Origin of the sequence: Enterobacter cloacae complex sp. 2022EL-00981 (assembly GCF_028737495.1) — a bacterium.
Lineage (GTDB): Bacteria > Pseudomonadota > Gammaproteobacteria > Enterobacterales > Enterobacteriaceae > Enterobacter > Enterobacter cloacae.
This window is the reverse complement of the sequence record NZ_JAQZRK010000006.1, coordinates 1-23,081: the sequence shown is the minus strand read 5'-3', so window position 1 is coordinate 23,081 and position 23,081 is coordinate 1. Positions and strand designations below refer to the sequence as shown.

The 23,081-nt window shown below is 54.9% G+C and carries 24 protein-coding genes; 8 read left to right on the top strand and 16 right to left on the bottom strand.

The features are described from left to right. Window positions 1-36: 36 nt before the first annotated feature. The 13 genes from PUZ33_RS07715 to gspC form a co-directional block, all read right to left on the bottom strand. Entirely contained in the window at window positions 37-2,739 is a 2,703-nt protein-coding gene (locus PUZ33_RS07715; RefSeq protein WP_058681018.1) for a glycosyl hydrolase family 18 protein, read from the bottom strand. 263 nt (window positions 2,740-3,002) lie between these two features. Further along, a complete protein-coding gene (locus tag PUZ33_RS07710; RefSeq protein ID WP_058681017.1) occupies window positions 3,003-3,800 on the bottom strand; it encodes a prepilin peptidase in 798 nt (265 codons plus the stop codon). Next, window positions 3,797-4,282 (bottom strand): type II secretion system protein M, encoded by a 486-nt coding sequence (locus PUZ33_RS07705; RefSeq protein ID WP_023621352.1) that lies wholly within the window; start codon window positions 4,280-4,282, stop codon window positions 3,797-3,799. Before PUZ33_RS07705 ends, PUZ33_RS07710 begins: the two co-directional genes overlap by 4 nt. Then, window positions 4,279-5,409, bottom strand: coding sequence for a type II secretion system protein GspL (gene gspL / locus PUZ33_RS07700; RefSeq protein WP_058681016.1), 1,131 nt, complete (start codon window positions 5,407-5,409; stop codon window positions 4,279-4,281). The genes PUZ33_RS07705 and gspL overlap by 4 nt, the downstream gene beginning before the upstream one ends. 15 nt (window positions 5,410-5,424) lie before the next feature. Continuing rightward, window positions 5,425-6,441, bottom strand: a complete 1,017-nt coding sequence (gene gspK / locus PUZ33_RS07695; protein ID WP_058681015.1) for a type II secretion system minor pseudopilin GspK — start codon at window positions 6,439-6,441, stop codon at window positions 5,425-5,427. Beyond that, window positions 6,438-7,109 carry a type II secretion system minor pseudopilin GspJ gene (gspJ, locus tag PUZ33_RS07690; protein WP_058681014.1) on the bottom strand — a complete coding sequence of 224 codons (672 nt, stop codon included), beginning with the start codon at window positions 7,107-7,109 and terminating at the stop codon, window positions 6,438-6,440. Before gspJ ends, gspK begins: the two co-directional genes overlap by 4 nt. Continuing rightward, a complete protein-coding gene (gene gspI, locus PUZ33_RS07685; protein WP_029883205.1) occupies window positions 7,106-7,480 on the bottom strand; it encodes a type II secretion system minor pseudopilin GspI in 375 nt (124 codons plus the stop codon). Before gspI ends, gspJ begins: the two co-directional genes overlap by 4 nt. Further along, complete coding sequence (gene gspH / locus PUZ33_RS07680) at window positions 7,473-7,958, bottom strand: type II secretion system minor pseudopilin GspH (RefSeq protein ID WP_020689911.1); 486 nt, start codon at window positions 7,956-7,958, stop codon at window positions 7,473-7,475. The genes gspI and gspH overlap by 8 nt, the downstream gene beginning before the upstream one ends. Next, window positions 7,958-8,407 (bottom strand): type II secretion system major pseudopilin GspG, encoded by a 450-nt coding sequence (gene gspG / locus PUZ33_RS07675; protein WP_013097349.1) that lies wholly within the window; start codon window positions 8,405-8,407, stop codon window positions 7,958-7,960. Before gspG ends, gspH begins: the two co-directional genes overlap by 1 nt. Window positions 8,408-8,409: 2 nt before the next feature. Continuing rightward, the gene (gene gspF / locus PUZ33_RS07670) at window positions 8,410-9,618 is read right to left on the bottom strand and encodes a type II secretion system inner membrane protein GspF (protein ID WP_058681013.1); all 1,209 of its coding nucleotides are present in this window, start codon (window positions 9,616-9,618) and stop codon (window positions 8,410-8,412) included. After that, on the bottom strand, window positions 9,618-11,096 hold the full coding sequence (gene gspE, locus PUZ33_RS07665; RefSeq protein WP_057071989.1) for a type II secretion system ATPase GspE: 1,479 nt from the start codon (window positions 11,094-11,096) through the stop codon (window positions 9,618-9,620). The genes gspF and gspE overlap by 1 nt, the downstream gene beginning before the upstream one ends. A gap of 13 nt (window positions 11,097-11,109) precedes the next feature. After that, the gene (gspD, locus tag PUZ33_RS07660) at window positions 11,110-13,038 is read right to left on the bottom strand and encodes a type II secretion system secretin GspD (protein WP_013097352.1); all 1,929 of its coding nucleotides are present in this window, start codon (window positions 13,036-13,038) and stop codon (window positions 11,110-11,112) included. Between the two features lie 12 nt (window positions 13,039-13,050). Next, complete coding sequence (gene gspC / locus PUZ33_RS07655; RefSeq protein ID WP_058681012.1) at window positions 13,051-13,782, bottom strand: type II secretion system protein GspC; 732 nt, start codon at window positions 13,780-13,782, stop codon at window positions 13,051-13,053. Between the two features lie 299 nt (window positions 13,783-14,081). Here gspC and PUZ33_RS07650 point away from each other — a divergent pair, with 299 nt between their 5' ends. Both PUZ33_RS07650 and PUZ33_RS07645 read left to right on the top strand, forming a co-directional pair. Next, on the top strand, window positions 14,082-15,635 hold the full coding sequence (locus tag PUZ33_RS07650) for a peptidoglycan-binding domain-containing protein (protein WP_058681011.1): 1,554 nt from the start codon (window positions 14,082-14,084) through the stop codon (window positions 15,633-15,635). Continuing rightward, entirely contained in the window at window positions 15,635-16,261 is a 627-nt protein-coding gene (locus PUZ33_RS07645) for a hypothetical protein (protein WP_058681010.1), read from the top strand. The genes PUZ33_RS07650 and PUZ33_RS07645 overlap by 1 nt, the downstream gene beginning before the upstream one ends. On the opposite strand, the gene PUZ33_RS07640 is transcribed toward PUZ33_RS07645, so the two are convergent. The 3 genes from PUZ33_RS07640 to PUZ33_RS07630 form a co-directional block, all read right to left on the bottom strand. Further along, window positions 16,258-16,881, bottom strand: a complete 624-nt coding sequence (locus PUZ33_RS07640) for a helix-turn-helix domain-containing protein (RefSeq protein ID WP_023621365.1) — start codon at window positions 16,879-16,881, stop codon at window positions 16,258-16,260. The genes PUZ33_RS07645 and PUZ33_RS07640 overlap by 4 nt on opposite strands. A 263-nt stretch (window positions 16,882-17,144) precedes the next feature. Next, window positions 17,145-17,975 carry an N-acetylmuramoyl-L-alanine amidase gene (locus tag PUZ33_RS07635; protein ID WP_013097358.1) on the bottom strand — a complete coding sequence of 277 codons (831 nt, stop codon included), beginning with the start codon at window positions 17,973-17,975 and terminating at the stop codon, window positions 17,145-17,147. After that, window positions 17,972-18,295 carry a heavy metal-binding domain-containing protein gene (locus tag PUZ33_RS07630; RefSeq protein ID WP_006174327.1) on the bottom strand — a complete coding sequence of 108 codons (324 nt, stop codon included), beginning with the start codon at window positions 18,293-18,295 and terminating at the stop codon, window positions 17,972-17,974. Before PUZ33_RS07630 ends, PUZ33_RS07635 begins: the two co-directional genes overlap by 4 nt. 107 nt (window positions 18,296-18,402) lie before the next feature. On the opposite strand from PUZ33_RS07630, the gene PUZ33_RS07625 reads away from it, so the two are divergent. The 6 genes from PUZ33_RS07625 (at window position 18,403) to artJ (ending at window position 22,906) form a co-directional block, all read left to right on the top strand. Then, window positions 18,403-18,921, top strand: coding sequence for a lipoprotein (locus PUZ33_RS07625; RefSeq protein ID WP_058681009.1), 519 nt, complete (start codon window positions 18,403-18,405; stop codon window positions 18,919-18,921). Between the two features lie 226 nt (window positions 18,922-19,147). Then, a complete protein-coding gene (gene artP / locus PUZ33_RS07620; protein ID WP_013097360.1) occupies window positions 19,148-19,876 on the top strand; it encodes an arginine ABC transporter ATP-binding protein ArtP in 729 nt (242 codons plus the stop codon). 20 nt (window positions 19,877-19,896) lie between these two features. Next, complete coding sequence (artI, locus tag PUZ33_RS07615) at window positions 19,897-20,628, top strand: arginine ABC transporter substrate-binding protein ArtI (protein ID WP_020689903.1); 732 nt, start codon at window positions 19,897-19,899, stop codon at window positions 20,626-20,628. A gap of 6 nt (window positions 20,629-20,634) precedes the next feature. Then, window positions 20,635-21,351, top strand: a complete 717-nt coding sequence (gene artQ / locus PUZ33_RS07610; RefSeq protein ID WP_013097362.1) for an arginine ABC transporter permease ArtQ — start codon at window positions 20,635-20,637, stop codon at window positions 21,349-21,351. Further along, window positions 21,351-22,019 (top strand): arginine ABC transporter permease ArtM, encoded by a 669-nt coding sequence (artM, locus tag PUZ33_RS07605; protein WP_058681008.1) that lies wholly within the window; start codon window positions 21,351-21,353, stop codon window positions 22,017-22,019. Before artQ ends, artM begins: the two co-directional genes overlap by 1 nt. A gap of 155 nt (window positions 22,020-22,174) precedes the next feature. After that, window positions 22,175-22,906: an arginine ABC transporter substrate-binding protein ArtJ gene (artJ, locus tag PUZ33_RS07600; protein ID WP_013097364.1), complete on the top strand. Its 732-nt coding sequence runs from the start codon at window positions 22,175-22,177 to the stop codon at window positions 22,904-22,906. Window positions 22,907-23,081: the final 175 nt, after the last annotated feature.

Here is a 23,081-nt window from a genome sequence, read left to right as displayed (position 1 = left end):
GGCCGATATCACACCCACAATTTCAAGCTCAGAAGATTATTTGCAGTCTGCTGACGCGCCTTCTTTCACCCATACATCGCTGTTGCCTGGTTTGTCACCTTTTGTCCACCATTTCGCGCGGTACTCGAAACCTTGATAGGTTGTCTTGTCACCACCGTTGTAGACCATGTCGGAGCGCCAGTTCATTTTCACCTGGCTGACCAGTTCCCATGCATCGGCGTTAAAGCCAGGTTTGTTGCCCTGAGTCCAGTACTTCGCTTTCCATACCAGATTATCGGAGCTGACCATGTCGCCGTTGTTGTAGATTTTGCTGGATTCCCATGCCGCGTATTTGCTGGCGTTGGCATCTACCGGGTTATCGCAGCTGCCAGTTGCAGTGCCTTCATCAGATGGGGTGTTACCTTCATCGGATGGCGTGTTGCCTTCGTCAGACGGGGTATTGTCTTCATCAGGCACAACCGGGGTGGCTTTCGGCGTTACGGTAACCTGTACGTTAGACTGTACGCTGGTTTTGCCGTCGCTTACGACAACGCTCAGGGTGTAGGTTGAGTCAGTTGTAACGTCCGGCGCGGTGATCTGTACGCTGGAGGTATCAGTACCGGTCGCGTGCATATCAGATGGTACGCTCCAGGCGTAAGTCAGTGCATCACCGTCTGGATCCGCCGCCTGCACGTTCAGGGCGTAGGTCTGACCGGCTTCCAGAGTGACGTTCTGCATCTGGTTAACCACAGGGGCCTGGTTGGCTTTCGGCGCTTTGTTCAGAACCTGTACGTCAGCGGTGCTGCTCAGGCCTTTCGCATCGGTCACGGTCAGACGGAATGCCAGGGTCTGGTTGCTGGTCACAGCGCCAACGGAGAAGGTCGCCTTCGCTTTGGTGCTGTTGGTCAGGGTAACGCTTGGGCCAGAGATCTGGGTCCATTTGTAGGTCAGCGCATCGCCATCAGGATCGGTGGAGGCAGAGCCATCCAGAGTCACGGTCGCAGGACCGGTCACGGTTTGATCCGCCGCAGAAGCAACCGGCGCATGGTTGGTCACTACCGGATCTGGCGTGGAGCTGCCCAGCAGGCTTTCGTTCATCGCGTTCAGGATATCGCCGTTATCGGAGTCGATAGACCACGCGAACAGGCCGCCCAGGTTTTTCGCCAGAACGTACTTACCTTTTGCGGTTGCAGAACGGGCATCTTCATAAGAGATCAGCTCGCCGGTGGATTTGTTGAAGACGTATGGCGCTTCAGCGTCTGCGTCATAGCCATATTCCCAGCCTGGCTTGCCTTTGTACTCGTTCACAATCTGACGATAGTCAACAACGCCTGGTTCCCAGGTGCCTTTCACGCCGTCAGTCGCCGTACCGGTGAACGGGTTGTTGCCGGTATAGCCGTGAACGCCAGTCCAGCCACGACCGTACATGCCGGTACCCACCACGATTTTGCCTGGCTGTACGCCCTGCTCCAGCAGCGCGTTAACGCCGTTTTCGGTGGTGTAGTTGGTGTCCGGACGCCATGCTGGTGCATGCAGCGCAGCCTGGTGGCCCAGATCGGTCATGCTCCACGCGCCGTAGAAGTCGTAGCTCATCAGGAAGATGTGATCGAGATACTGCTGCGCCGTGGTGTAATCCACGTCTTCGATCTTATCTTTACCGGCACCGATAGCGCTGGTCAGTTCATAGGTGCGCCCGGTTTCAGCTGACAGTTCGTTCAGCATGGTACGCAGATCGCGAATCACGGCAGTATAGGTTGCCTTATCCTGCTGCGGGTTACCCAGTGATTCGTTCACACCGCCGCCGCCCGGGAATTCCCAGTCGATATCCACGCCGTCGAAGAATTTCCAGGTTTTCAGGAAGTCTTTAACAGAGGCCACGAAACGTGCACGGATCGCGGAATCGTTCATGTGATAGAACGGATCGGACATGGTCCAGCCGCCAATGGATGGCAGAATTTTCAGGTCAGGATGGGCTTTTTTCAGCGCCATCAGCTGGCCGAAGTTACCTTTGTACGGGTCGTCCCAGTTAGATACGCCGGACTGTGGTTTTTGCAGCGCAGCCCACGGGTCGTGGATCGCCACGGTGTAGTCAGGACGGCCAGCACAGGCTTTCTGCAGGTTGGCGAAGCTGTTGCCGTTTTCAACGGTTTTCAGACCGTCGTTGATGCCGTCGCCGCCACAGATTGGAATGAAGCCGTACAGGATGTGGTTCAGGTTAGCGGCAGGGATTTTATCGACCGGGAAGTTACGGCCATAAACGCCCCATTCAGGGAAGTAGGCGGCAACCACTTTATCGGTATGTTTTGCGAAGGTTTTGTTGTTTTCCTGCAGAGGCGCATTCAGCGGCAGGAGGTGGCTACCGTCAGTATCCGCCACGATGATCAGCTTGCTTGCGCTTTTGGTACAGCCGCTGTTGTTACAGAGTTCAACCTGCTCCTGGTAGCGACCGCCTTTTTTCACTTTAAAGGTGGCAGAACCGGATGCACCGGCAGCACCGGACCAGACGGTCTTGCCATCCAGCAGCACTTTACCGGAGGTCGGCGCGTCGCCGCTCCAGACGTTCCACTCGACTTTTACGTCGACACCGTCGTTATGAACCTTAACAAGATTACCGTAGTCCACTACGGCCTGGTCCACTTCAACGATGGCAAATTTATCGTTACCGCTGCTGATTGAAGGCGTACCTGGCGCTGCGGCGAACGCAGAGCCGGAAACGGCTGCGACAAAGAGTGCCAGATAGGTTGGCTTCATAAATTTCATTATTAATTCCTGATAATCTTATTTTTGATAAATGAAAAGGACCATGTATTCCATATAACATGGGCGAGTACTGAATAAGCTATTTAATTAAAACCACAAACCCAATTTAATTTTACTAACCATGTATAGTGCTAATATACCCTCCATAAAAAGACATGAGCGGCAATCCTTACAGCTTATGTTTCTTACAATACTCCGGGAATTAATTGATGTCCTTTTACTCCCTCAGCGAAATAATTTCAAAAAAAACTTGACCGCGTAAATCAGAATGTGAATTGCAAGGTCTGCAGAATAAAAATAACCAAACCGGCGAGTGACAACAGAGGGCCAAACGGAATAACGCTATTTTCTTTAACCGCTTTATAAAAAACAAAATACAGTGCGATACCGCTTAATGCCGCCGCGAGCAATAACGAAGGCAACGCCTGCCAGCCGCACCACGCGCCCAGCGCAGCCAGCAGCTTAAAATCACCGTAGCCCAATCCCTCGCGTCCTGTTGTCAGGCGAAAGGCCCAGTAGAGAAGCCACAGCGACAGGTAGCCCGCCGCCGCGCCAAACAGGGCATCCGACAAAGGTATGGTATGAAAAAGCGCATGATTCAGCAGGCCCGCCCACAACAGCGGCTGCGTCAGGCAGTCCGGCAGCAGCATGTGTTTTGCGTCTATCGCCGCCAGCGGCAGCAGTCCACACCAGAGCACCCATAGCGACATCAATGCAGCCGCAGACGGGGCGTACGCCGCCGTCAGGGCAAAAAACAGGGCGCTGGAAAGTTCAAGCAACAGCAGACGCAGCGGGATCGCAGTCTGGCAGCAGCGGCAGCGTCCACGCAGACAACACCAGCTCAGAACCGGGATATTTTCCCACCAGGCGAGCATGTGGGAGCATGCGGGACAGTGGGAGGCCGGAAACAGCAGGTTTCCGGCGCCCTCCTCCTCTTTGATGAGCGGGGGAATGCGTTCGACCACTACCCCCAGAAAGCTGCCGATAATGCCGCCAAGCGTGCCGCTGAGCAGGCAAAGGGCGGGCATCTGGCTGCCCTGAAGCAGCGTCAGCGAGTTCATGCCACTTTCGCCCAGGAGAGCTTAATCTGGGCCTTTACATCGCTAAGGTGATCAACCGGCGTGAGATCCATTTTCTCCAGACGAACCCCGGTGGTTAAATTCACCTCCCGAAGCCAGTTTTTCAGTTCATAGACGTTGACCCGATCAATATTAAACGTCAGGGTTTGCCCGTCCTGCTGGATATTACTCAGCGCAACGTGGATCTCTTTGGCACTCTCTTCCACCACGCTTCTCGGGTTACTGGTTTTTAATACTTTCGCCTGAAGGTGATTTTTATTAATTTCTGCACGCATCCAGTTCAGGGTCTGTTTCTGTTTTTGCAGCGTGCTTTTCTCATTTTTAATAATATTATCCAGCGGGGTCATTACACCGTACCAGATAATGGCGCAACAGAGCGCCGAACCACAGAGTTTAATCAGCGTTCGTTCGCGCGGGCTGTAACGCAAATAGCGTGCTTTTAATTGTCCAATTTTCTCTTTCATTTATATTTCCCTGTGATGATAGCGGTATAAGGCGCTTCACTGGAGACCGGCTGCAGCGTAAAGTCGAAGGTATCACTCGCCTTATTGACGAACGCCTGCAACGCCGTGGGATCCATCGAACGGATGTTCAGCGTGAGCTGATTCTGGGTGTCGTCGTATCCCACTTCACTCAGTTCGACCGCCGGGAGCGATTGCTTGATCTGCTCCAGTGCGTCCAGTTGAAGAAAGATCCCTTTCTTCTCTTTCTTGATGTTCTGCCCGAAGTGGTACTTCAGGTTGGTGGTCTGGCGCAGCGTGGGGAAATAGTGCTGGGCCAATTCCACCATCTGCTGCTGGGCCAGGTTTTCCTGGTTAGAGAGCATCCAGGCCATGCCGATGCGAGGGCCAACCAGCAGCCCGAGACTCAGCACCGCCATGGCGGCAAGGGCCGGTTTCGCATAACGGAAACCGGTCTGTGCACCCGTGGCGCTAAAAACGCCGTGCAGCAGGTTTGCTTTGCAGCTTTTCCACTGCGGCTGGATCAGCACCAGCGGATGCTGCCAGGCCCGTGGCTCATCCACCTGCACGTCCGCTGGCGCATCGCCGTAGCAGACGAGGTTACCGGCGCACTGCTGGCTCAACAGCAGCGGCAACAGGGCGGCGTCGGTTTCACAGGCGCCAAACGGCGAATAGCGCATCCAGTAGCCGCTGTCGGTGGAGACCAGCGTGCTGCCGCCTTCGGTTACCGGCAGAAGGATCGCATCGGGCAGCACCTGCACTACCGTCAGCCCGGCATCGACACAGCGGTCCAGCCAGTACTGCAAACGCGCCGCATCAATGGCCACCGCGTCCACTTCCCGCCCCTTCCGGTTGAGCACCGTCCAGTGAAGCGTGTCCACATCGCCAATCAGCGTCTCTTCTGCCAGCCAGGAGAACTCAACGCTGCCTTTTTTGGGCAACGTGAAGCGACGGAAGATCATTTCGCTGGCCGGCAGTAGCAGGCAGACGCGTGCGGCTAACGCGTGACCGGCAAGCGCCGCCAGTGACGCCCCGCCCTGACGCTGTTCCACCTGGTCGCTACCGGACTCGCACCACATTATGTTCCCGTCCTCATGCGTGTCGGGACGAATAAAAAGCACCTGTTTCATAGAATTCGTCTTGTGTTATTCAACCATTCGGTAGCGACGTTGCCAGGTAATCACCTTCCCGGCTTCATTATCAACATGAAGCTGGCTGACGACGCGCAGCGTTAAATCATCGGTATTGCCGGTACTGTTGACCCGGAAATAGTGACTGTTTACCGCAAGAAACGCCTGAACCTGCTTGAGGGCGTCTTTGGTCTGCGGATAATTTGTCTCAAGCTCTTTCTGGAATGCCTCCATCGACTCCCAGCCCTCTTCCGGGCGGGAGGCGATCAGACGGGCGGCCTCGTCCTCGCTCAGCGAGCCGATAAACAGGGCTGCCAGGAGCGGTGCCTGTTCTTCGGTCAGGGTGTTGACATCCACCTTGCTGGCGGTGTCGGGTAAGGCGCACAGCACTTTACTGACCTTGCCGTAGGCCGCCACCGGAAACGCAGGCAGCAGCTTTAGCTCGCCCGGGGTGCGCATCATCTGATTCGCAGGCAGCCGTGCGGGCTCAACGCCGGCCCAGGCATCCGACTCCAGCCCCTCTTTGGCCGTTGTGGTATCACCGTCGAGATAGTCCATTAGTTGCAGGTAAATCTCTTCTGCGTCACCGGCGGAAATGCCGCTGTCGGTCAGAAGCTGCTCAACGATGCGCGCTTTGACCGGTTTTTCCGGCAGCGCCCCTGCGGTCTGTACCGCGGGGGTCGGATCGGCCGCCAGCAGGTTATTGACGTTAAAGCAGGTCTGGGCATCCTCAATCTGGCTCACCACGGTGTAGTGTTCACCCTCTGTCTCCACCGGCTCTGTCCACTCCCCTTTGGGCGACAGCCCCTGGCTGTCACCGCTGGCGTAGGTCTGAAGCAGACCTTCTATGGTTTTTTGCTGACTCTGAATGGCCCAGCGCAGCTGCTGCTGACTCACCTGATAACGGGTTTTCTGCAGATTGCGGCAGAACTGCTGGCTGATTTTGGCCGCCAGCGCCGACATCATGACCAGCAAAATTAGCACCACCAGCAGCGCGACACCGCGCTGTTTTCGAACCGATTTTCCGCTCATTTGTTCTCTCCTGACGGAGCGGGCACCGGCTGCGGTTGTGGCTGCGTTGGCGTGGCCGCATCCCCCGATGGCGCAGGCGTTTGTTCTGTTGGTGCCGCCGGGGCGACCGGCATATCACCCGGCGTGGTAAATACCCAGCGCCAGGTATCGCCATTCTCCATGGTCAGCAGAAGTTCTACGCCGTCCGGCTGATGCGCCGTGTCGGTCCATTTGTTCTGCCAGCCCTCTTTCCAGAAGCGCCACGTCATTTCTTTGACATCGCTGAGGATCGGCACCTCTTCCGGCTTCACATCGGCAGGGCTGTCGATAACCGGCCAGATATCGCGCCACAGTTTTTTGTCCTCAAGCCGCCAGCGCACGCGCTCCAGCTGGACCTGACCGCTCACGCCGTTCAGCGTGGTCAACTCCAGCGCATCGTCGTGCTGGACAAATACGTCAGGCTCGTTGCGTGGCGCGCGTGCCTGAAGCTGAAAGAAATCCCGCTCCAGCAGGTTATAGGCGCGCTGAAGCTGGTTGAGTTGAGTCGCAGCCACGTCGGTGGCGTTCGAGGTGCGCATCGCCCCGTCCAGGATTTGCCAGGCAAGCGTGCTGATAACCGCGAAGATGGTCAGCGCAATCATGATCTCCAGCAGCGTAAAGCCCTGCTGACGCTGAATGTGCTTGCTCATTTCACCTCTCCGGGTTCCGGTATCTGCAGGCTCAACACCGGTTTGTCTTCATCATCTTCGGCGTACACCTGCACTTCATCGGCAAAGCGATTTTCGGCGGTTTTCACCCGCTGCTTGCGCCAGATCCAGCTTCGCCCCCCCATGATTTCTGTCCCTGTCTGCAGGGCATCCGGGAACGGCGTGTTGCTCAGCTTTGCTTCCGCCAGCTGGTTTTCCGCCACCCAGCTCGCCTGCAGCGAATCGGCCAGGCCATGGGTAAAGCGCACGTTCAGCGAGACGGAGTTCATCAGCGCCAGCGCGGCGGTGGAGAAGATGACCAGAGCGACCATCACTTCCAGCAGGGTCATCCCCTGTTCTTTGCGTTTAGTCATCGTTCTCTACCGAAACCGGTGATGCCCCCTGCGACACCACGCGAAAGCGCTGCTTTTTATCGAAACTCTGCAGGGACAGCGTGAAGCGGCTTATCTCCCCGTCCGGCAAAAAGACAATCTGCGGCGTGGCGTCGGTTGTGGCAGCAATGCGCTGCGGTGACAGCGACACGTGCATCTCTTCCGGGAACTGGCCGTGGGTGACAATGCGCCCGGCGGTTAAGGGTTCCCAGTGTCGTTCGCCCTCTTTTTCGGCCCAGGTCACCAGCTGATATTCTGAGGTGGTGATCACCAGCCCAACGATATTTCCGTCCATTACCGCACGGTCTGAACCATATTCAACGAGGGCTTTTAACTGCTGACCGAAAATATCCGCGCCGCTGCGCGAGGGGATTGTCGACACCACCATCATGGCGCAGGAGGCAAATATCACCAGCGCCAGAATAATTTCCAGTAAGGTAAACCCACGTTGCTTATTCATTACTTCTCTTTTTTATCTAAAGACCAGTTGGTAATATCATCCGCGGTATTCGCTTCGGCATCCGGGCCCGCAGAGAAAACATCCACTGCGCCATGTTCACCCGGGCTGACCAGAATATAATCATTGCCCCACGGATCTTCCGGCAGGCGGCGAATATAGCCATCATCACGGTAGTTTTTCGGGATAGGCGCGATATCAGGTTTGGTGACCAGCGCCTGCAACCCCTGCTCCGTCGTGGGGTAACGGTGGTTATCCAGCTTGTACATATCCAGCGAACCTTCCAGCGCGACAATATCGCTGGTTGCTTTCTGGGCATCGGCTTTTTCTTTATTCCCCATTAAATTTGGTACCACCATACTGGCGAGCACACCGAGAATAACGATCACCACCATTAATTCGAGCAAGGTAAAACCGGCCTGACCTTTCAGGCTATTTCGTTTTAAAGACATATTTAACCCACCATATTATTGAGCTGAAGAAGCGGTTGTAATATTGACAGCACGATAAATAAAACCACTGTCGCCATTGTCACCACCAGTGCCGGTTCAAATACCGACAGCGTTAACGTAATTCGATGCTGTAATGCCGATTCCTGGTTTTCCGCGGCGCGATCCATTAATGAACCTAATTCCCCGCTCTCTTCGCCGGAGGCAATCATGTACAGCATGGTCGGCGGAAAGAGCTTCGCCTGGTCCAGCGCGTTATACAGAGAAGCGCCCTGACGTACGGTATCCGCCGCCTGCCCCAGCACCTGCCGGGCATAGAGGTTTTCGATCCCGTCCATCGCGATATACATCCCCTCCAGCAGCGGGACGCTACTGGCCTGCAGGATGCTGAGCGTGCGGATATAGCGGGCGCTGTTGATGGCGCAAACCAGCTTTTTGATCGGCGAGCCATTCACCAGCCAGCTGTGCCAGCGAAAGCGGTTCGTGGTTTTCTTCACCCACGTCTTAAAGCCCACGATTGCGCCGAACAGCCCCCCGGCAATGTAGATCCCGTACGCCTGCAGAAAATCGCTCACCGCAATCAGCGTGCGGGTGGTGATCGGCAGCTGCTGTTTCATGTGCACGAACTGCTCGATGACCTGCGGCACCACCGCCACCAGCAGGATGCTGATCACCGCCACGGCAACCACCGTCAGGGTGATCGGGTAGACCATCGCCTGCGTCAGCTTGCTTTTCATCTTCTGGCGCTGCTCGTTGTACTCCGCCAGCTTCTCCAGCACATCGCCGAGGTGGCCGGTTTTTTCCCCGGCCATCACCAGCGTGCAGTACAGCTTGTCGAAGGTACGCGGGAACTGGCTGAAGGCATCAAACAGCGTATGGCCTTCCACCACTTTCTCGCGGATCTCCGTCACCATAGCCGCCAGCTTTTTGTCTTCCGTCTGCTTTGAAATGGCCTTCAGGGCGCTTTCCAGCGGCAGCGACGCGTTAACCAGCGTTGACAGCTGACGGGTGAACATCGACAGCACCGGCACAGAGAGTCTGGCGCCGGTTTTGGCTTTAGCGCTGGCCGCATTTTCACGGGTTTCGGTGATGGTGAGCGGCATCAGCTTCTGCTCACGCAGCGACTGGCGCACCTGCTTAGGTCCTTCCGCCTGCAGCGTGCCGCGCTGGGTTTTTCCGGCGGCATCGGTCGCAGTCCACGCGTAGAAAGCCATTACTCATCGCCTCCACGCTCAGCGGTCACGCGCATCACCTCTTCAAGGGACGTGATACCGCTGATGACCTTCATCAGCCCGTTTTCGCGCAGGCTGTAGGCCTGTTTGAACAGCTCGGTCTCAATGGACATCTCATCTTTGTCTTCATGAATGGCGCGACGCATGGCGCTGTCGACCACCAGAAACTCGTGAATGCCCGCGCGTCCCTGATACCCGCTCTGGCGGCACTGGTCGCAACCAACGGCGCGATAGATGGCCTTTGGTGGCTTATCCATAAAGCTAAACAGCGCTTTTTCATTGTCATCCAGCGGACTGGTGGTACGGCAGTGCGGACACAGCCGACGCACCAGACGCTGGGCAATGACGCCGAGTAGCGACGAACCAATTAAAAAGGACTCCAGCCCCATATCCCGCAGACGGGTGATGGCCCCCGCCGCACTGTTGGTGTGCAGCGTAGACATGACCAGGTGACCGGTGAGCGACGCCTGCACCGCGATTTGCGCGGTTTCACCGTCACGAATTTCCCCGATCATCACCACGTCCGGATCCTGACGCAAAATGGCGCGCAGGCCGCGGGCAAAGGTCATGTCCACGCGCGGGTTGACCTGCGTCTGCCCCACCCCTTCCAGCTCGTACTCAATCGGATCTTCGACGGTCAGAATGTTGCGTTCATGTCCGTTCAGGGCCGACAGAATGGCATACAGGGTGGTACTTTTACCGGATCCTGTCGGCCCGGTGACCAGGATGATGCCGTGCGGGCGGTTAATCAGCCCTTTCAGTTTTTCCAGCTCTTCATCAATGAGTCCGAGCTTGTTGATATCCGGTTTCAGGTTGCTCTTGTCGAGCAGACGCATGACCACGCGCTCGCCGTACTGCGACGGAATGGTCGAGACACGCACGTCAATCGCCTTGCGGCCAATGCGCAGGGAGATACGGCCATCCTGCGGCAGACGTTTTTCGGCAATGTCGAGTTTCGACATGACCTTAATACGCGAGACCAGCAGCGGGGCCAGTTTACGTGCGGGCTGGAGCACCGGGCGCAGCACGCCGTCAACGCGAAAACGGATGCTCAGCGTGCGCTCAAAGGTTTCGATATGGATATCCGATGCACCGTCTTTCACCGCTTCGCCGAGAATGGCGTTGATCAGGCGGATCACCGGCGAGTTTTCGTCGTTATCCAGCAGATCTTCGTTGTCCGGGATCTCCTCGGTTAACGCCATCAGATCGATATCCGCATCCATATCGTCCACCAGCTGCTGCGAAACGCCGCTGTTCTGCTGCCAGATTTTAGCCAGCATCTCATCAAACGCTTCCGCGCTCAGCGTCTGGGGCATAAAGGCGCGCCCCAGTACCCGGCGCATCTCCAGTAGCGCAAACGCGGGGACGTCATCACGGATATAGACCGTGTCGTTCCAGAAAAGGATGCCGTTCTCCTTCGCAAAGCCGCTGGTGCAAAGCTGTTTCGTCAGTTCATCCACGCGTCACCTCCCCTTACTCTTTGAAGGGGTTGCGCGTGGTAGCAGGTGCGCTCACGCCGACCGGCATGGAGTGATCCTGCTTTGGATAGGCAGGCAGGACGGCGTTATCGGTGTTCTCAACGATGCCGAGCTTTTTCTCCTCCAGACGCTGCTGTTGACGGGCGCGGATCTGGTCGTATTTCTCCTTCGTCGCCGCGCTGTAGTTGTCGTCATCACGCAGGACGGTGGTATGGATAAAGACCATCAGATTGCGCTTCGACGTATCCTCCGAGGTATAGCGGAACAGCTGTCCCACCAGCGGCAGATCGCCGAGCAGCGGCACTTTCGACACGTTCTGTTTGCTGACGTTTTCCATCAGACCGCCCAGCACCACCGTCTGGCCACTGTGGACCATCACTTCGTTGTTGATGGTACGGGTGTTGAAGGTTGGGCCGAGGCTGGCATCTTCGGTGGCGCTGGCGTCAACGCTGGAGACCTCCTGCTCGATCTTCAGGTGGATCATGTCCCCGTCGTTGATCTGCGGAACAATCTTCAGCTTGGTACCGACGGTTTTACGCTCAACCGAGTTAAAGACGTTGTCGCCGCTGGTGGTCTGAGAACCCGACAGCACCGGCACATCCTGACCCACGTTGAACGACGCTTCTTTGTTATCCAGCGTCACCACGCTTGGCGTGGAGAGAATATCGTTCTTGCCGCTGGTGGAGAGCGCGGTCAGCAGTGCGCCATAGTCACCGTTGAAGAAACCGGTCGCCAGGCCAGTAAAGGAGGCCCCTTTGATCGTGCCGTTTTTGACCTGGCTAATGGGCAGACCGGTTGAACCGAACTGCACGCCGCCGTGTTTGCCGGTCCACTGCACGCCGAGATCCATGCCGTTACCGTCCTGCACTTCCGCAATGATGGCTTCCACCAGCACCTGCGGACGACGAATATCCAGCTTGTCGATCACCTTCTCCAGCGAGTTCATGACGTTTGGCTGAGCGGTGATCACCAGCGAGTTGGTGGACTCATCGGCGGTGATATTCAGCTCGCTATTGGTTGTGGCTGTTTTGCTTTTCGCGGTACCGGCTTTGTCTTTTAGCTGCTCACCGATACCGGTCAGCACTGGCACCACTTTCGAGGCGTTGGCGTATTTCAGGTAGAAGACGCGGGTATTGCCCTCGTTGTTCTGTTCGCGGTCGAGCTGGCCAATCAGCGAGCGGGTACGCGCGCGGGCATCTTCGGTGCCGCTGATCACCAGGCTGTTGGTTTCATCATCGGCCACCACTTTGGTCGCCAGCTGTGGGGCGTTCTGCCCTTTCTGCTCTTCATTGTTGAGGTTGTTCAACATATCGGAGAGCTCTTTCGCCGAGGCATAGCGCAACGGTACGATTTCGCGACGCTGCATACCGGAACGGTCCACGCGCTCAACCAGATCCACCAGGCGGTTCACCACCGAGGCTTTCCCGGTTAACAGCAGCACGTTAGAAGGTTCAAAATGGACCACGTTGCCGATCCCCGAGGCATCGTTCAGCTGGCGCAGCAGCGGGGCCAGCTCGCGCACGGGGACGTTCTCCATGCGCACTACGCGGGTGATGATCTCATCCCCTTTGCCCGGGTTTTTGCTGTCGGCCACCGGCACTCCGGCGGTACGCGCCACGCTGGAACGCACCACTTTAATCATGCCGTTATCCATTGGGATCACCGACAGACCGTAGAGATCCAGCACGCTCAGGAAGAACTGATAATATTCCTCTTCCGACAGCACGTTATAGGTTCTCACCGACACCGTACCCTGAACGGACGGATCGACGAGAATCGTTTTATTCAGATTGCGACTTACCGTATCGATAAATTCGCGAATATCGGTATTTTTAAAACTGGCGCTAAAGTTGGCTGCAAACAGCGAACCGGAATATAACGACAATGCGGTCAGCGCCACGCACGCCCATGGAAATTTCTTCATGATTTACACTTGTTAATTGTTTAGAACATTAACCCGAATATTTTCAAGGTGAGCGTGCCGTCTGACGACGACCTCCGCTTCTTTCATTTTCGACCAGTTGGCGATAATATTTTTCGCCTGCGCTTCTTTCGTCATATCGACGTCATTCACTTTCACCACCACATCACCCTGTTTCAGTCCTGTTTCACTGTAAAAAGGCGACGCATTGCGTGGATTAATGTTAAAGCCTTCCAGTTGGCCTTTATCGATTAACGGCTTTAACACCAGATAATCATCGAGATGCAGACTGTCCGCGCCGGCATCTTTTTTCGATTTCGTCACCGGGCTATTGCCTGCATCGCCCTTAAAATAAGGCGGCTGTTTGAGGGCGAGCGTTTGCTTCGTGCCTTCGTACTGAACAACCACGTTATCTTTATTAATTTCATCCACATACGCATCGTCGAACCCCACCAACGGTTCCCCTTCCCGGTAGCTCTGCTGCCCGGCGGGGGTCTTAATCACGGCAAACGACAGCCACGACTCATCGCTGCGGATGATGCCTTCAATTTCTGCAGACAGCGGCGCTTTTACCGCCGCCGGAACGTCGGCCTGACGGATCGCAGCCGTAAAAAGACCAAACGTTTTGTCACTGTTACGCGGTTTTAGCGGCGCCTTATCAGCATTCGCTAACTTATTCGTAACCTTTTTATAATCTTTAAAAACGACATAACCCTGCTGGCTGCAAAAAATTAGCATGACTAGCATTATGCAGGGCGTCATTAGCCTGGAAAGGAATGCGTTCCTCATTATTATCGGGCCTTTTAGCAAAGCAGGAATTCGCAGCGGTATGCTGCATAACTTAGTGAGCAAATAGTAATAAGCGTGACCAGTGCAAACCACCGGCTTCGCTATTAACTTTAATGAAGAAAATGATTGACCGGAAAAAAAGGGAATGTTAGATGCGGCCTGACAGGTTATTTTTACTCTGGTGTTAAATTGACCATGACAGGGGCTTACCGTACTTTTCGCCCATTGCTATTAAAGAGAAGAGACGGTAAGTCGTTATGTATCAGAGCCATTTTAAATTCAGTACCCCGCCGTTCAGAAATATCACCCGCAAGTCGGGCGATTTTCTGGTGCCTTATCATCAGGATGTGTTTAATCTTCTGAAAGAGAAAAGCCAGCAGGCAGGGATCACCGGGCTCTTTTACCACGACAGCGAACTGCTGGGGCAGTTCAGCGATGCCCTCAAAGCCAGCAGCAAGTCGGTGCTCTGCATTAATGCCTTTCCAAAGCTGAGCGCCAGTAGCCTGCTCTTCAAACTCAACCCGGTAGCGAAAGAGAAGAACAAGCTCCAGGCGGTTGACGCCATTATTCGCCAGTGGCGCGATGCGAAGTCGACCCACAAGGTGCTGGTCATTTCCCAGGCGCATGCGATGAAGGCCAGCGGCTATGACGTGCTGGGCATACTGCTTACCCGTGCGCAGGAGCTGGATGTTCGCCTGTCGATTGTGCTGATGGGCACGGCCGACCAGGAAGTGATGCTGAAAGCCTCTGCCCTGCAGGAATATGTGCTGACCTGCCACACCCTGCGCAACCTGACCTGCCGCGAGTTCCTGAGCTACGTTGACGCCCAGTGCCACGAGCACGGCGCGGATGTCTCTCCGCTGACGCCCGCTCGCGTGAAAAAAATCCACGCCCTGACTAAAGGCAACATCAGCAAGCTGAATGAACTGGCTCATCTTTCCATGCTGGCCGCCTGGACCGAACGGGCGCCAAACGTTGGACCGCGTCATTTGCGTCTCGCCACCGGTGAAGCCCTGCCAGCGCCTAAGCGTGGTAAAACGCTGGCCTCCATCGGGTTGTTCGCGTCCATCCTGTTCGCCGCCTGCGGCTGGATGATGACCTCGTCCATTACGGCAAAACTGCCGGTGGCGCTGCCGGTACCGGCCAGCTGGAAACAGCAGGTAAAAACGCCAGACGCGCCGGTACTGCCGGTCATCGAACATGAGGTGGTGAATCAGCCCGATGCCATGCACCAGCTTTATGCCATGTGGGGCTATGACGCCTCTGCCGAAGATGCCTTGTGCCAGAATGCCGCAAAAGTGAACCTGATGTGTAAACAGGGTAATGCTTCCCTGGACACCCTGGCGAATGATGGTTATCCGTGGGTGAGCGAGATTAAAACAGGCGATCACATGAATTACGCCGTCGTGGCGCGTGCCGGGAAAAATTCCCTCGATCTGCTGATGAACAACCGCACCTGGCAGGTGAGCCGCACGTGGTATAACCAGCACGCAACGGGCAATTACACCCTTCTGCACCGCCTGACCCCGTCAGGCAAAGACGAAATCACCGCCGCCAGCGACAGTAAAGATCTTGAGTGGCTGGATCAGCAACTGAGCGTGGCGTTGGGCGAAAGCGAGACGCACGATAAAAACTGGACGGCGGAACTGATGAAGCGCACCCGCGAATTCCAGGAAAAAATGCACCTCCGCGTCGACGGTATTCCGGGTGAAGACACCCTGATGCAGCTGATGCGCGAAACCCATACCACGCCGAGCGTGTTGATCCAGACAACCCAGGCTAACCCGACTACGCAAGAGAAGCACGCATAATGTCTACCATCTGCCTCGCTGCCCAGCGCAGCTATACCACCGGGGAACCGGTCTGGTTCTCATGGCGTTTGCCGTCATTCAGTAAAATTATCAGCGTGGTGACGCTCTGGTGTCTGGGGCTGTGCGCGCTGATCGTCGCAGGCCTCTATGCGCACGTGTACTGGAACCTGCGCCACCCGGCACCGGTGATAAAAAAGGTGAGCGTCGCGAAGCCAGACACCACCCTTTCTGATATGCATTACGTGTATGTCACCAAACCGTTCCCGCACCCGCAGCCAAAGCCGCAGTCGGTAAAAGTGCAGGAAGATTTACCGCCGATGGACAATATGCCCATTAATAGCGACGAAAATGAGTGGCAGCAGGCACCTGATGGCGCATTGCCGGACAGCCCCGTCACGCATGATACCTCGCGCGATACCTTACCCGGCACCGAAGCGCACGAACAGGCGATGAAACACGCGCAGGCAACGCAGCCGGATGAAGACAATTCATTAAAAACGTTATTTATGCAGGCGCTAAAACAGCAGCAGGATGATATGGAGAAGGGAAAAATGCCCGCCCCACCGGTTGACGAAACGCAAAATGCGTCTCCTTCGGTGATAAAAGGAGACGCGGGAGGGGATTAATATTTTTCCGGCAGAGTGGTCAGGCTAATCAGTCGCCCTTTTTCGACCACAATATATTGACCTTTTTTCAGGTCTGAGAGAATTTTAATTATGGTGCTGCGTGCCAGGTTAGTGTATTCCTGAATATAATCATAAATGTTAATATCTCGCTGATGAACAACAATCAGTTCGTTAATTTCTATCAGGAATTCACGGACGACGGAATATGCGCTGCGGGCAACTAAAACGTCATCCCGCTTGCTGAGCAAACAGACATACCATGCCAGCACTTTAGTCAGTTCAGGCCACAGCCCGTGCTGAGTCATTAACTGCTGGAATTCGTCCTTATGTATGGTACGAACCACGGTGTTACTGCGTACCACGCCCTGCATATGCGCAGAGTTGTAGAAAATAGCGGAGAGACCAAAAATACATTGTCCCTGTAGCGTAAACATACATAAGTCATCAGAACTGCGGCGGAATTCGACTTCTCCGCTGACGATTATGTGAATATTATCGGAGTTGCAGGTTGATATTTTTTGCCATTTTCTTAACGTTTTTTCTTCATACCCAGCCGTTGCAGAAATAATGGCTTCCATTTCATGATGGGGACGTGTTTTTTTACCAAAAATGCTTAACATTATTATACCCAATTAAGATGTTTAAATAAGAAAATTGTCCAGCAAGGTGTTACGTTGCCGTAAAATATGTTGGTATTCTTTTTGAAATTAAAAAAACCAAAAGAGGACTGTTTCTTTAATTTGATTCATGCTTTGAATCGATGAATCAATCTTAGTTGAGGGCGATTTTAAATCAATTTACTTAAAATGAATTGAGAATGTACTTAAGATTAATCTTATGATCATGCTCACAAAAACGAGGCATTCGGGTTAATCCCGAAGGATTACCCTTGCCCGTATTTCTCTAAAAGTGCTTCGGCAATGGCCAGCGTTTCCACATCAGCCACGCCGTTCCACAGCTGCGGCCTAAAGTGCATCTGGAAGACCATAATGATGCGCTTCTGCTGAGCGGGGGTGCTGTTGTCGGGAACCTCGTAACCGTAACGCGCGAGCAAATCAAGTAACGCTGCGGTCTCCACGGCCTGATACCGTGGCCGCCCGTTCATATAGAACGCCACCCGGGACGCGTCGGGCCAGGCGCCAATCCCCTGCTCTGCAAGCTCGCGCCACGGGAACAGCGGACCGGGATCGTCCTTGCGCTGAGGCGCGATATCCGCATGGGCCACCACGTTCTCGGGTTTAATGTGATAGCGGGCAATAATGTCTTTTGCGAGCGGCACCAGGGCCGCAATTTGCGCGGGTTCGAACGGGGAAAAGTGTTTTACCCCGGCCGTTTTTTGCCAGCCGCGATTCTCAAGCTCAATGCCAACCGACGTATCATTAATACGGTTGGTGCCGCGCCAGAAGCTGATGCCCGCATGCCAGGCCAGTTCGTTCTCGGGAACCAGCTGCCAGATGCGTGGTTTACCGTCTGGTGCGGGCGGCTTCGCCGGGATCAAATAGTGGGAGCTGACGTTCTTGTCCGTCAGCGTGGCCAGCGAACTGTCAAAATCATCCGCCGTATAGTGGATAACCAGCACCTTGATGCGCGGATAGGCCGCCTGCGCCTGGTGGCGGGTATCCAGTTCATAGGCGCCTTTATCCACAATGCCTTTTTCCGTGGCGCACCCTGCCAGCAACAGCGCCAGCAGGAGTGTTGAAAACGCGCGTTTCATCGACGGGTTTTCACCGCCGTACCGCTTACGCTCACCATCAGCATGCTGGCATCTTTACCGACGGTTTCGTAGTCGATATCAATCCCCACGACCGCATCCGCCCCCAGTGCTTTGGCCTGTTCGCCCAGCTCCTTAAAGGCGATTTCCCGGGCTTTACGCAGCTCTTTTTCATACGCGCCAGAGCGACCGCCGACGATATCGCGGATACCGGCAAAGAAATCGCGAAAAATGTTGGCCCCCAGAATGGCTTCGCCCGTGACCACACCGCAATACTCGGTAATCGGCTGCCCTTCCAGGGTTGGCGTTGTTGAAAACTGCATGGTTTCTCTCCTTCTTTAGCGTTCAATGCCTTAGCCCATAACTTCACCAGCATTATCGGTTCGTTACGCTATGATTGAAAGGATAGTTAATAAATAAGGAAATCAACATGCGCTACTCTGCTTTAACGCTTTTGGTGCCCTGCGCGCTGGTGCTCAGCGCGTGTACCACCACGGTCACGCCAGCCTTTAAGGATATCGGTACCCGCAGCGGCCCCTGTATAGAGGGCGGCCCGGATACCGTGGCGCAACAGTTCTATGATTATCGCATTCAACACCGCAGCAACGATCTCACCGGCCTGCGTCCGTATCTGAGCGATGGGCTGGCAAAACTGCTGAACGATGCCACGCGCGATCCGCAGCACAACGCGCAGCTGAAATCCGATCCGTTCTCCAGTCGCACGACGTTGCCTGACAGCGCCGAGGTGGCCAGCGCCTCGACCATCCCGAACACCGATGCGCGTAACATCCCCCTGCGCGTGAAGCTGACCCAGGGCAGCCAAACCTGGCAGGATGAAGTGCTGATGATCCGCGAAGGCCAGTGCTGGGCGGTGGATGACGTACGCTATATCGGCGGGAGCGTTCATGCCCCGGCAGGCACGCTGCGCCAGTCGATTGAGAATCGCTAAACCCACTGTTTCAGAATTGTAAACCCCGAAAAATGTGCGGCATTTCATGCGGAATGCCGACATTTATACTCGCCGACCTTGGGCTTCGCTATTTTGTGCTATGTTTAAGGGGTATTACGGGTTATATTTAACTTTTAACGCAGAAATATTGCATAACTATTCTGTCAACGGTACTATCTGCGGCCTCAATTGCTATAGATTGCCTGGATGAGTAAAGACTGCCCCGATGAGTATTAAACTAAACGGCATTAACTGCTTCTACGGCGCACACCAGGCGCTGTTCGACATCACGCTGGAGTGCCCGGAAGGCGAAACGCTGGTTTTGCTTGGCCCAAGTGGCGCGGGTAAAAGTTCTCTTTTGCGTGTCCTTAATCTGCTTGAAATGCCCCGTTCAGGAACGCTGGCGATTGCCGGTAACCACTTTGATTTTGCGAAAACGCCGTCCGATAAAGCGATTCGTGAACTGCGTCAAAATGTTGGCATGGTCTTCCAGCAATACAACCTCTGGCCGCACCTGACCGTCCTGCAAAACCTGATTGAAGCGCCCTGCCGCGTTCTCGGCTTGAGCAAGGATCAGGCGATGGCGCGTGCTGAAAAGCTGCTGGAGCGTCTGCGCCTTAAGCCCTACAGCGATCGTTATCCGCTGCACCTCTCCGGGGGTCAGCAACAGCGTGTGGCGATTGCCCGTGCGCTGATGATGGAGCCAGCGGTACTGCTGTTTGATGAGCCAACCGCCGCGCTGGACCCGGAAATCACCGCCCAGATCGTGAGTATCATTCGTGAGCTGGCGGAAACCAACATTACTCAGGTCATCGTCACCCATGAAGTGGAAGTGGCGCGTAAAACCGCCAGCCGTGTGGTCTACATGGAAAACGGGTATATCGTTGAGCAAGGTGATGCGAGTTGCTTTACCAACCCGCAAACCGATGCCTTCAAAAACTACTTATCTCACTGAGAGTGCCAGGGAAAATGATAATGAAAAAAGTATTGATTGCCGCGCTGCTCGCTAGCGTCAGCCTTTCCGCTACCGCAGCCCAGACCATCCGTTTCGCCACCGAAGCGTCCTATCCTCCGTTTGAATCTATCGACGCCAACAACAAGATTGTGGGCTTCGATGTCGATCTGGCTAACGCGCTGTGTAAAGAGATCGACGCGACCTGTACCTTCAGCAACCAGGCGTTTGACAGCCTGATCCCAAGCCTGAAGTTCCGCCGTATCGACGCCGTGATGGCCGGTATGGACATCACCCCAGAGCGTGAAAAGCAGGTGCTGTTCACCACGCCGTACTATGACAACTCCGCCCTGTTCATTGGTCAGAAAGGAAAATTTACCTCTGTTGACCAGCTGAAAGGCAAAAAAGTGGGCGTACAGAACGGCACCACGCACCAGAAATTCATCATGGATAAACATCCGGAAATCACCACCGTGCCTTACGACAGCTACCAGAACGCGAAGCTGGATCTGCAGAACGGCCGTATCGATGGCGTGTTTGGTGACACCGCGGTTGTGACCGAATGGCTGAAAGCCAACGATAAACTCGCGCCAGTGGGCGACAAAGTGACCGATAAGGACTACTTCGGCACAGGTCTGGGGATTGCCGTTCGTCAGGGCAACACTGAGCTGCAGCAGAAATTTAACGCTGCGCTGGAAAAAGTGAAGAAAGACGGCACCTACGAAACCATCTATAAAAAATGGTTCCAGAAGTAATTCCTGATGAATGAAATTCTTCCTTTAGCAAGCGCCGCCGGGATGACCGTCGGCCTTGCCGTTTGCGCACTGATTATCGGCCTGGTGCTGGCAATGTTCTTTGCGGTATGGGAATCTGCAAAATGGTTCCCTGTCGCCTGGACCGGCTCCGCGCTGGTCACCGTGCTGCGTGGGCTACCGGAGATTCTGGTGGTCCTGTTTATCTATTTCGGTTCCTCACAGCTGCTGCTGACGCTGTCGGACGGCTTTACCCTCAATCTTGGCGTCGTGCAGATCCCGGTGCAGATGCAGATTGAAAACTTCGACGTCAGCCCGTTCCTCTGTGGTGTCATTGCCCTTTCCCTGCTCTATTCTGCGTACGCGTCGCAAACCCTGCGCGGTGCGCTGAAAGCGGTACCGCAAGGACAATGGGAATCTGGCCAGGCGCTGGGAATGTCGAAAGCGGCGATCTTCTTCCGCCTGGTGATGCCGCAGATGTGGCGTCATGCCCTGCCGGGTTTAGGTAACCAGTGGCTGGTGCTGCTGAAAGATACCGCGCTGGTGAGCCTGATAAGCGTTAACGATTTAATGCTGCAAACCAAAAGCATCGCTACCCGCACCCAGGAGCCGTTTACCTGGTACATTGTGGCGGCGGCTATCTACCTGGTGATCACGTTGCTGAGTCAGTACATCCTTAAGCGTATTGACCTGCGTGCGACGCGCTTTGAACGGAGACCAGGCTGATGCTGGACTATTTACCCGAGCTGATGAAAGGGCTGCACACCAGCCTGACGTTGACCGTGGCGTCCATCATCGTGGCGCTGATCCTGTCGCTGATCTTTACCATCATCCTGACGCTGAAAACGCCGGTGCTGGTGTGGATTGTGCGCGGCTATATCACCCTCTTTACCGGTACGCCGCTGCTGGTGCAGATCTTCCTGATTTACTACGGCCCGGGCCAGTTCCCGTCGCTGCAGGAGTATCCGGTTATCTGGCATCTGCTCTCTGAGCCGTGGCTGTGTGCCCTGATCGCCCTTTCACTGAACAGCGCCGCCTACACCACTCAGCTGTTCTACGGAGCGATCCGCGCCATTCCGGAAGGACAATGGCAGTCCTGCGGCGCGCTCGGCATGAGCAAAAAAGATACGCTGGCCATTTTGCTGCCGTACGCCTTTAAGCGTGCCCTCTCCTCTTACTCCAACGAAGTGGTGCTGGTGTTCAAGAGTACCTCGCTGGCCTACACCATCACCCTGATGGAAGTGATGGGCCACGGGCAACTGCTGTATGGACGCACCTACGATGTGATGGTGTTTGGCGCGGCAGGCGTGGTGTATCTGGTAGTTAACGGACTGTTGACGCTGATGATGCGCCTGATCGAGCGTAAAGCGCTGGCATTTGAGCGCAGAAATTAATCACGTAAATGCATAAAACGGTATTGATAAAGCGGGTAACCTGATGGGTTATCCGCTTTTTTTTATTCCACAATAAATATTTAATCATTTATATTGAATATAAATTCATTAAATGGCATTGTACTTTCATAAGACCTACAGACGGGAGTATTACAATGAAAAAGTTAGTTCTGGCCGCATTACTGGCAACGTTTGCCGCAGGCGCAACGGCTGCCGATAAAATCAATTTCGGCGTTTCTGCCACGTATCCACCATTTGAATCGCTGGATGCCAGCAACCAGATCGTGGGTTTTGATATCGATCTGGCGAAAGCGCTGTGCAAACAGATGCAGGCCGACTGCACCTTTACCAACCATGCCTTTGACAGCCTGATCCCGTCCCTGAAATTTAAAAAATACGACGCGGTGATCTCCGGTATGGACATCACGCCAGAGCGTAGCAAGCAGGTGGCCTTCACCGACCCGTACTACGCCAACTCGGCGGTGGTCATTGCGAAGAAAGGGGCTTATAAATCCTTTGATGAGCTGAAAGGCAAACGCATCGGGATGGAAAACGGCACCACGCACCAGAAGTACCTGCAGGACAAACATCCTGAAGTGAAAACCGTGGCGTATGACAGCTATCAGAACGCGATTATAGACCTGAAAAACGGCCGTATCGATGGCGTATTTGGTGACACCGCGGTCGTAAACGAATGGCTGAAAACCAACCCGCAGCTCGGTACGGCAACCGAAAAAGTGACCGATCCGCAGTACTTCGGTACGGGTCTGGGCATTGCGGTGCGTCCGGATAACAAAGCGTTGCTGGCAAAACTGAACGGCGCGCTGAAGGCGATTAAAGCTGACGGTACGTATCAGAAAATCAGCGACCAGTGGTTCCCGCAGTAACTTTTTTTGCCGGGTGACGGCTTCGCCTTACCCGGCCTACGGGGGGAGTTGTAGATACTGTTATGCCACGCAAGCATTTTTCTCGTGCAGTGTGGCATCGAACGGGCGTCCTGATTTCAGGACGCCATACGCCACCTGCGCCAGCTTACGCATCATTGCTCCGATTATCAGCTTC

Bases quoted from the DNA above. Each gene is read 5' to 3' on its own strand.
- gspD (WP_013097352.1), bottom strand. From the start codon at position 13,038: ATGAAGAAATTTCCATGGGCGTGCGTGGCGCTGACCGCATTGTCGTTA.
- PUZ33_RS07705 (WP_023621352.1), bottom strand. From the start codon at position 4,282: ATGAAAGAGAAAATTGGACAATTAAAAGCACGCTATTTGCGTTACAGC.
- artM (WP_058681008.1), top strand. From the start codon at position 21,351: ATGCTGGACTATTTACCCGAGCTGATGAAAGGGCTGCACACCAGCCTG.
- gspC (WP_058681012.1), bottom strand. From the start codon at position 13,782: ATGCTAGTCATGCTAATTTTTTGCAGCCAGCAGGGTTATGTCGTTTTT.
- PUZ33_RS07715 (WP_058681018.1), bottom strand. From the start codon at position 2,739: ATGAAATTTATGAAGCCAACCTATCTGGCACTCTTTGTCGCAGCCGTT.
- PUZ33_RS07635 (WP_013097358.1), bottom strand. From the start codon at position 17,975: ATGAAACGCGCGTTTTCAACACTCCTGCTGGCGCTGTTGCTGGCAGGG.
- PUZ33_RS07640 (WP_023621365.1), bottom strand. From the start codon at position 16,881: ATGTTAAGCATTTTTGGTAAAAAAACACGTCCCCATCATGAAATGGAA.
- PUZ33_RS07625 (WP_058681009.1), top strand. From the start codon at position 18,403: ATGCGCTACTCTGCTTTAACGCTTTTGGTGCCCTGCGCGCTGGTGCTC.
- gspF (WP_058681013.1), bottom strand. From the start codon at position 9,618: ATGGCTTTCTACGCGTGGACTGCGACCGATGCCGCCGGAAAAACCCAG.
- gspK (WP_058681015.1), bottom strand. From the start codon at position 6,441: ATGAGCGGAAAATCGGTTCGAAAACAGCGCGGTGTCGCGCTGCTGGTG.
- artQ (WP_013097362.1), top strand. From the start codon at position 20,635: ATGAATGAAATTCTTCCTTTAGCAAGCGCCGCCGGGATGACCGTCGGC.
- artP (WP_013097360.1), top strand. From the start codon at position 19,148: ATGAGTATTAAACTAAACGGCATTAACTGCTTCTACGGCGCACACCAG.
- PUZ33_RS07630 (WP_006174327.1), bottom strand. From the start codon at position 18,295: ATGCAGTTTTCAACAACGCCAACCCTGGAAGGGCAGCCGATTACCGAG.
- PUZ33_RS07645 (WP_058681010.1), top strand. From the start codon at position 15,635: ATGTCTACCATCTGCCTCGCTGCCCAGCGCAGCTATACCACCGGGGAA.
- gspG (WP_013097349.1), bottom strand. From the start codon at position 8,407: ATGTCTTTAAAACGAAATAGCCTGAAAGGTCAGGCCGGTTTTACCTTG.
- artI (WP_020689903.1), top strand. From the start codon at position 19,897: ATGAAAAAAGTATTGATTGCCGCGCTGCTCGCTAGCGTCAGCCTTTCC.
- gspL (WP_058681016.1), bottom strand. From the start codon at position 5,409: ATGAAACAGGTGCTTTTTATTCGTCCCGACACGCATGAGGACGGGAAC.
- gspH (WP_020689911.1), bottom strand. From the start codon at position 7,958: ATGAATAAGCAACGTGGGTTTACCTTACTGGAAATTATTCTGGCGCTG.
- PUZ33_RS07710 (WP_058681017.1), bottom strand. From the start codon at position 3,800: ATGAACTCGCTGACGCTGCTTCAGGGCAGCCAGATGCCCGCCCTTTGC.
- gspJ (WP_058681014.1), bottom strand. From the start codon at position 7,109: ATGAGCAAGCACATTCAGCGTCAGCAGGGCTTTACGCTGCTGGAGATC.
- artJ (WP_013097364.1), top strand. From the start codon at position 22,175: ATGAAAAAGTTAGTTCTGGCCGCATTACTGGCAACGTTTGCCGCAGGC.
- gspI (WP_029883205.1), bottom strand. From the start codon at position 7,480: ATGACTAAACGCAAAGAACAGGGGATGACCCTGCTGGAAGTGATGGTC.
- PUZ33_RS07650 (WP_058681011.1), top strand. From the start codon at position 14,082: ATGTATCAGAGCCATTTTAAATTCAGTACCCCGCCGTTCAGAAATATC.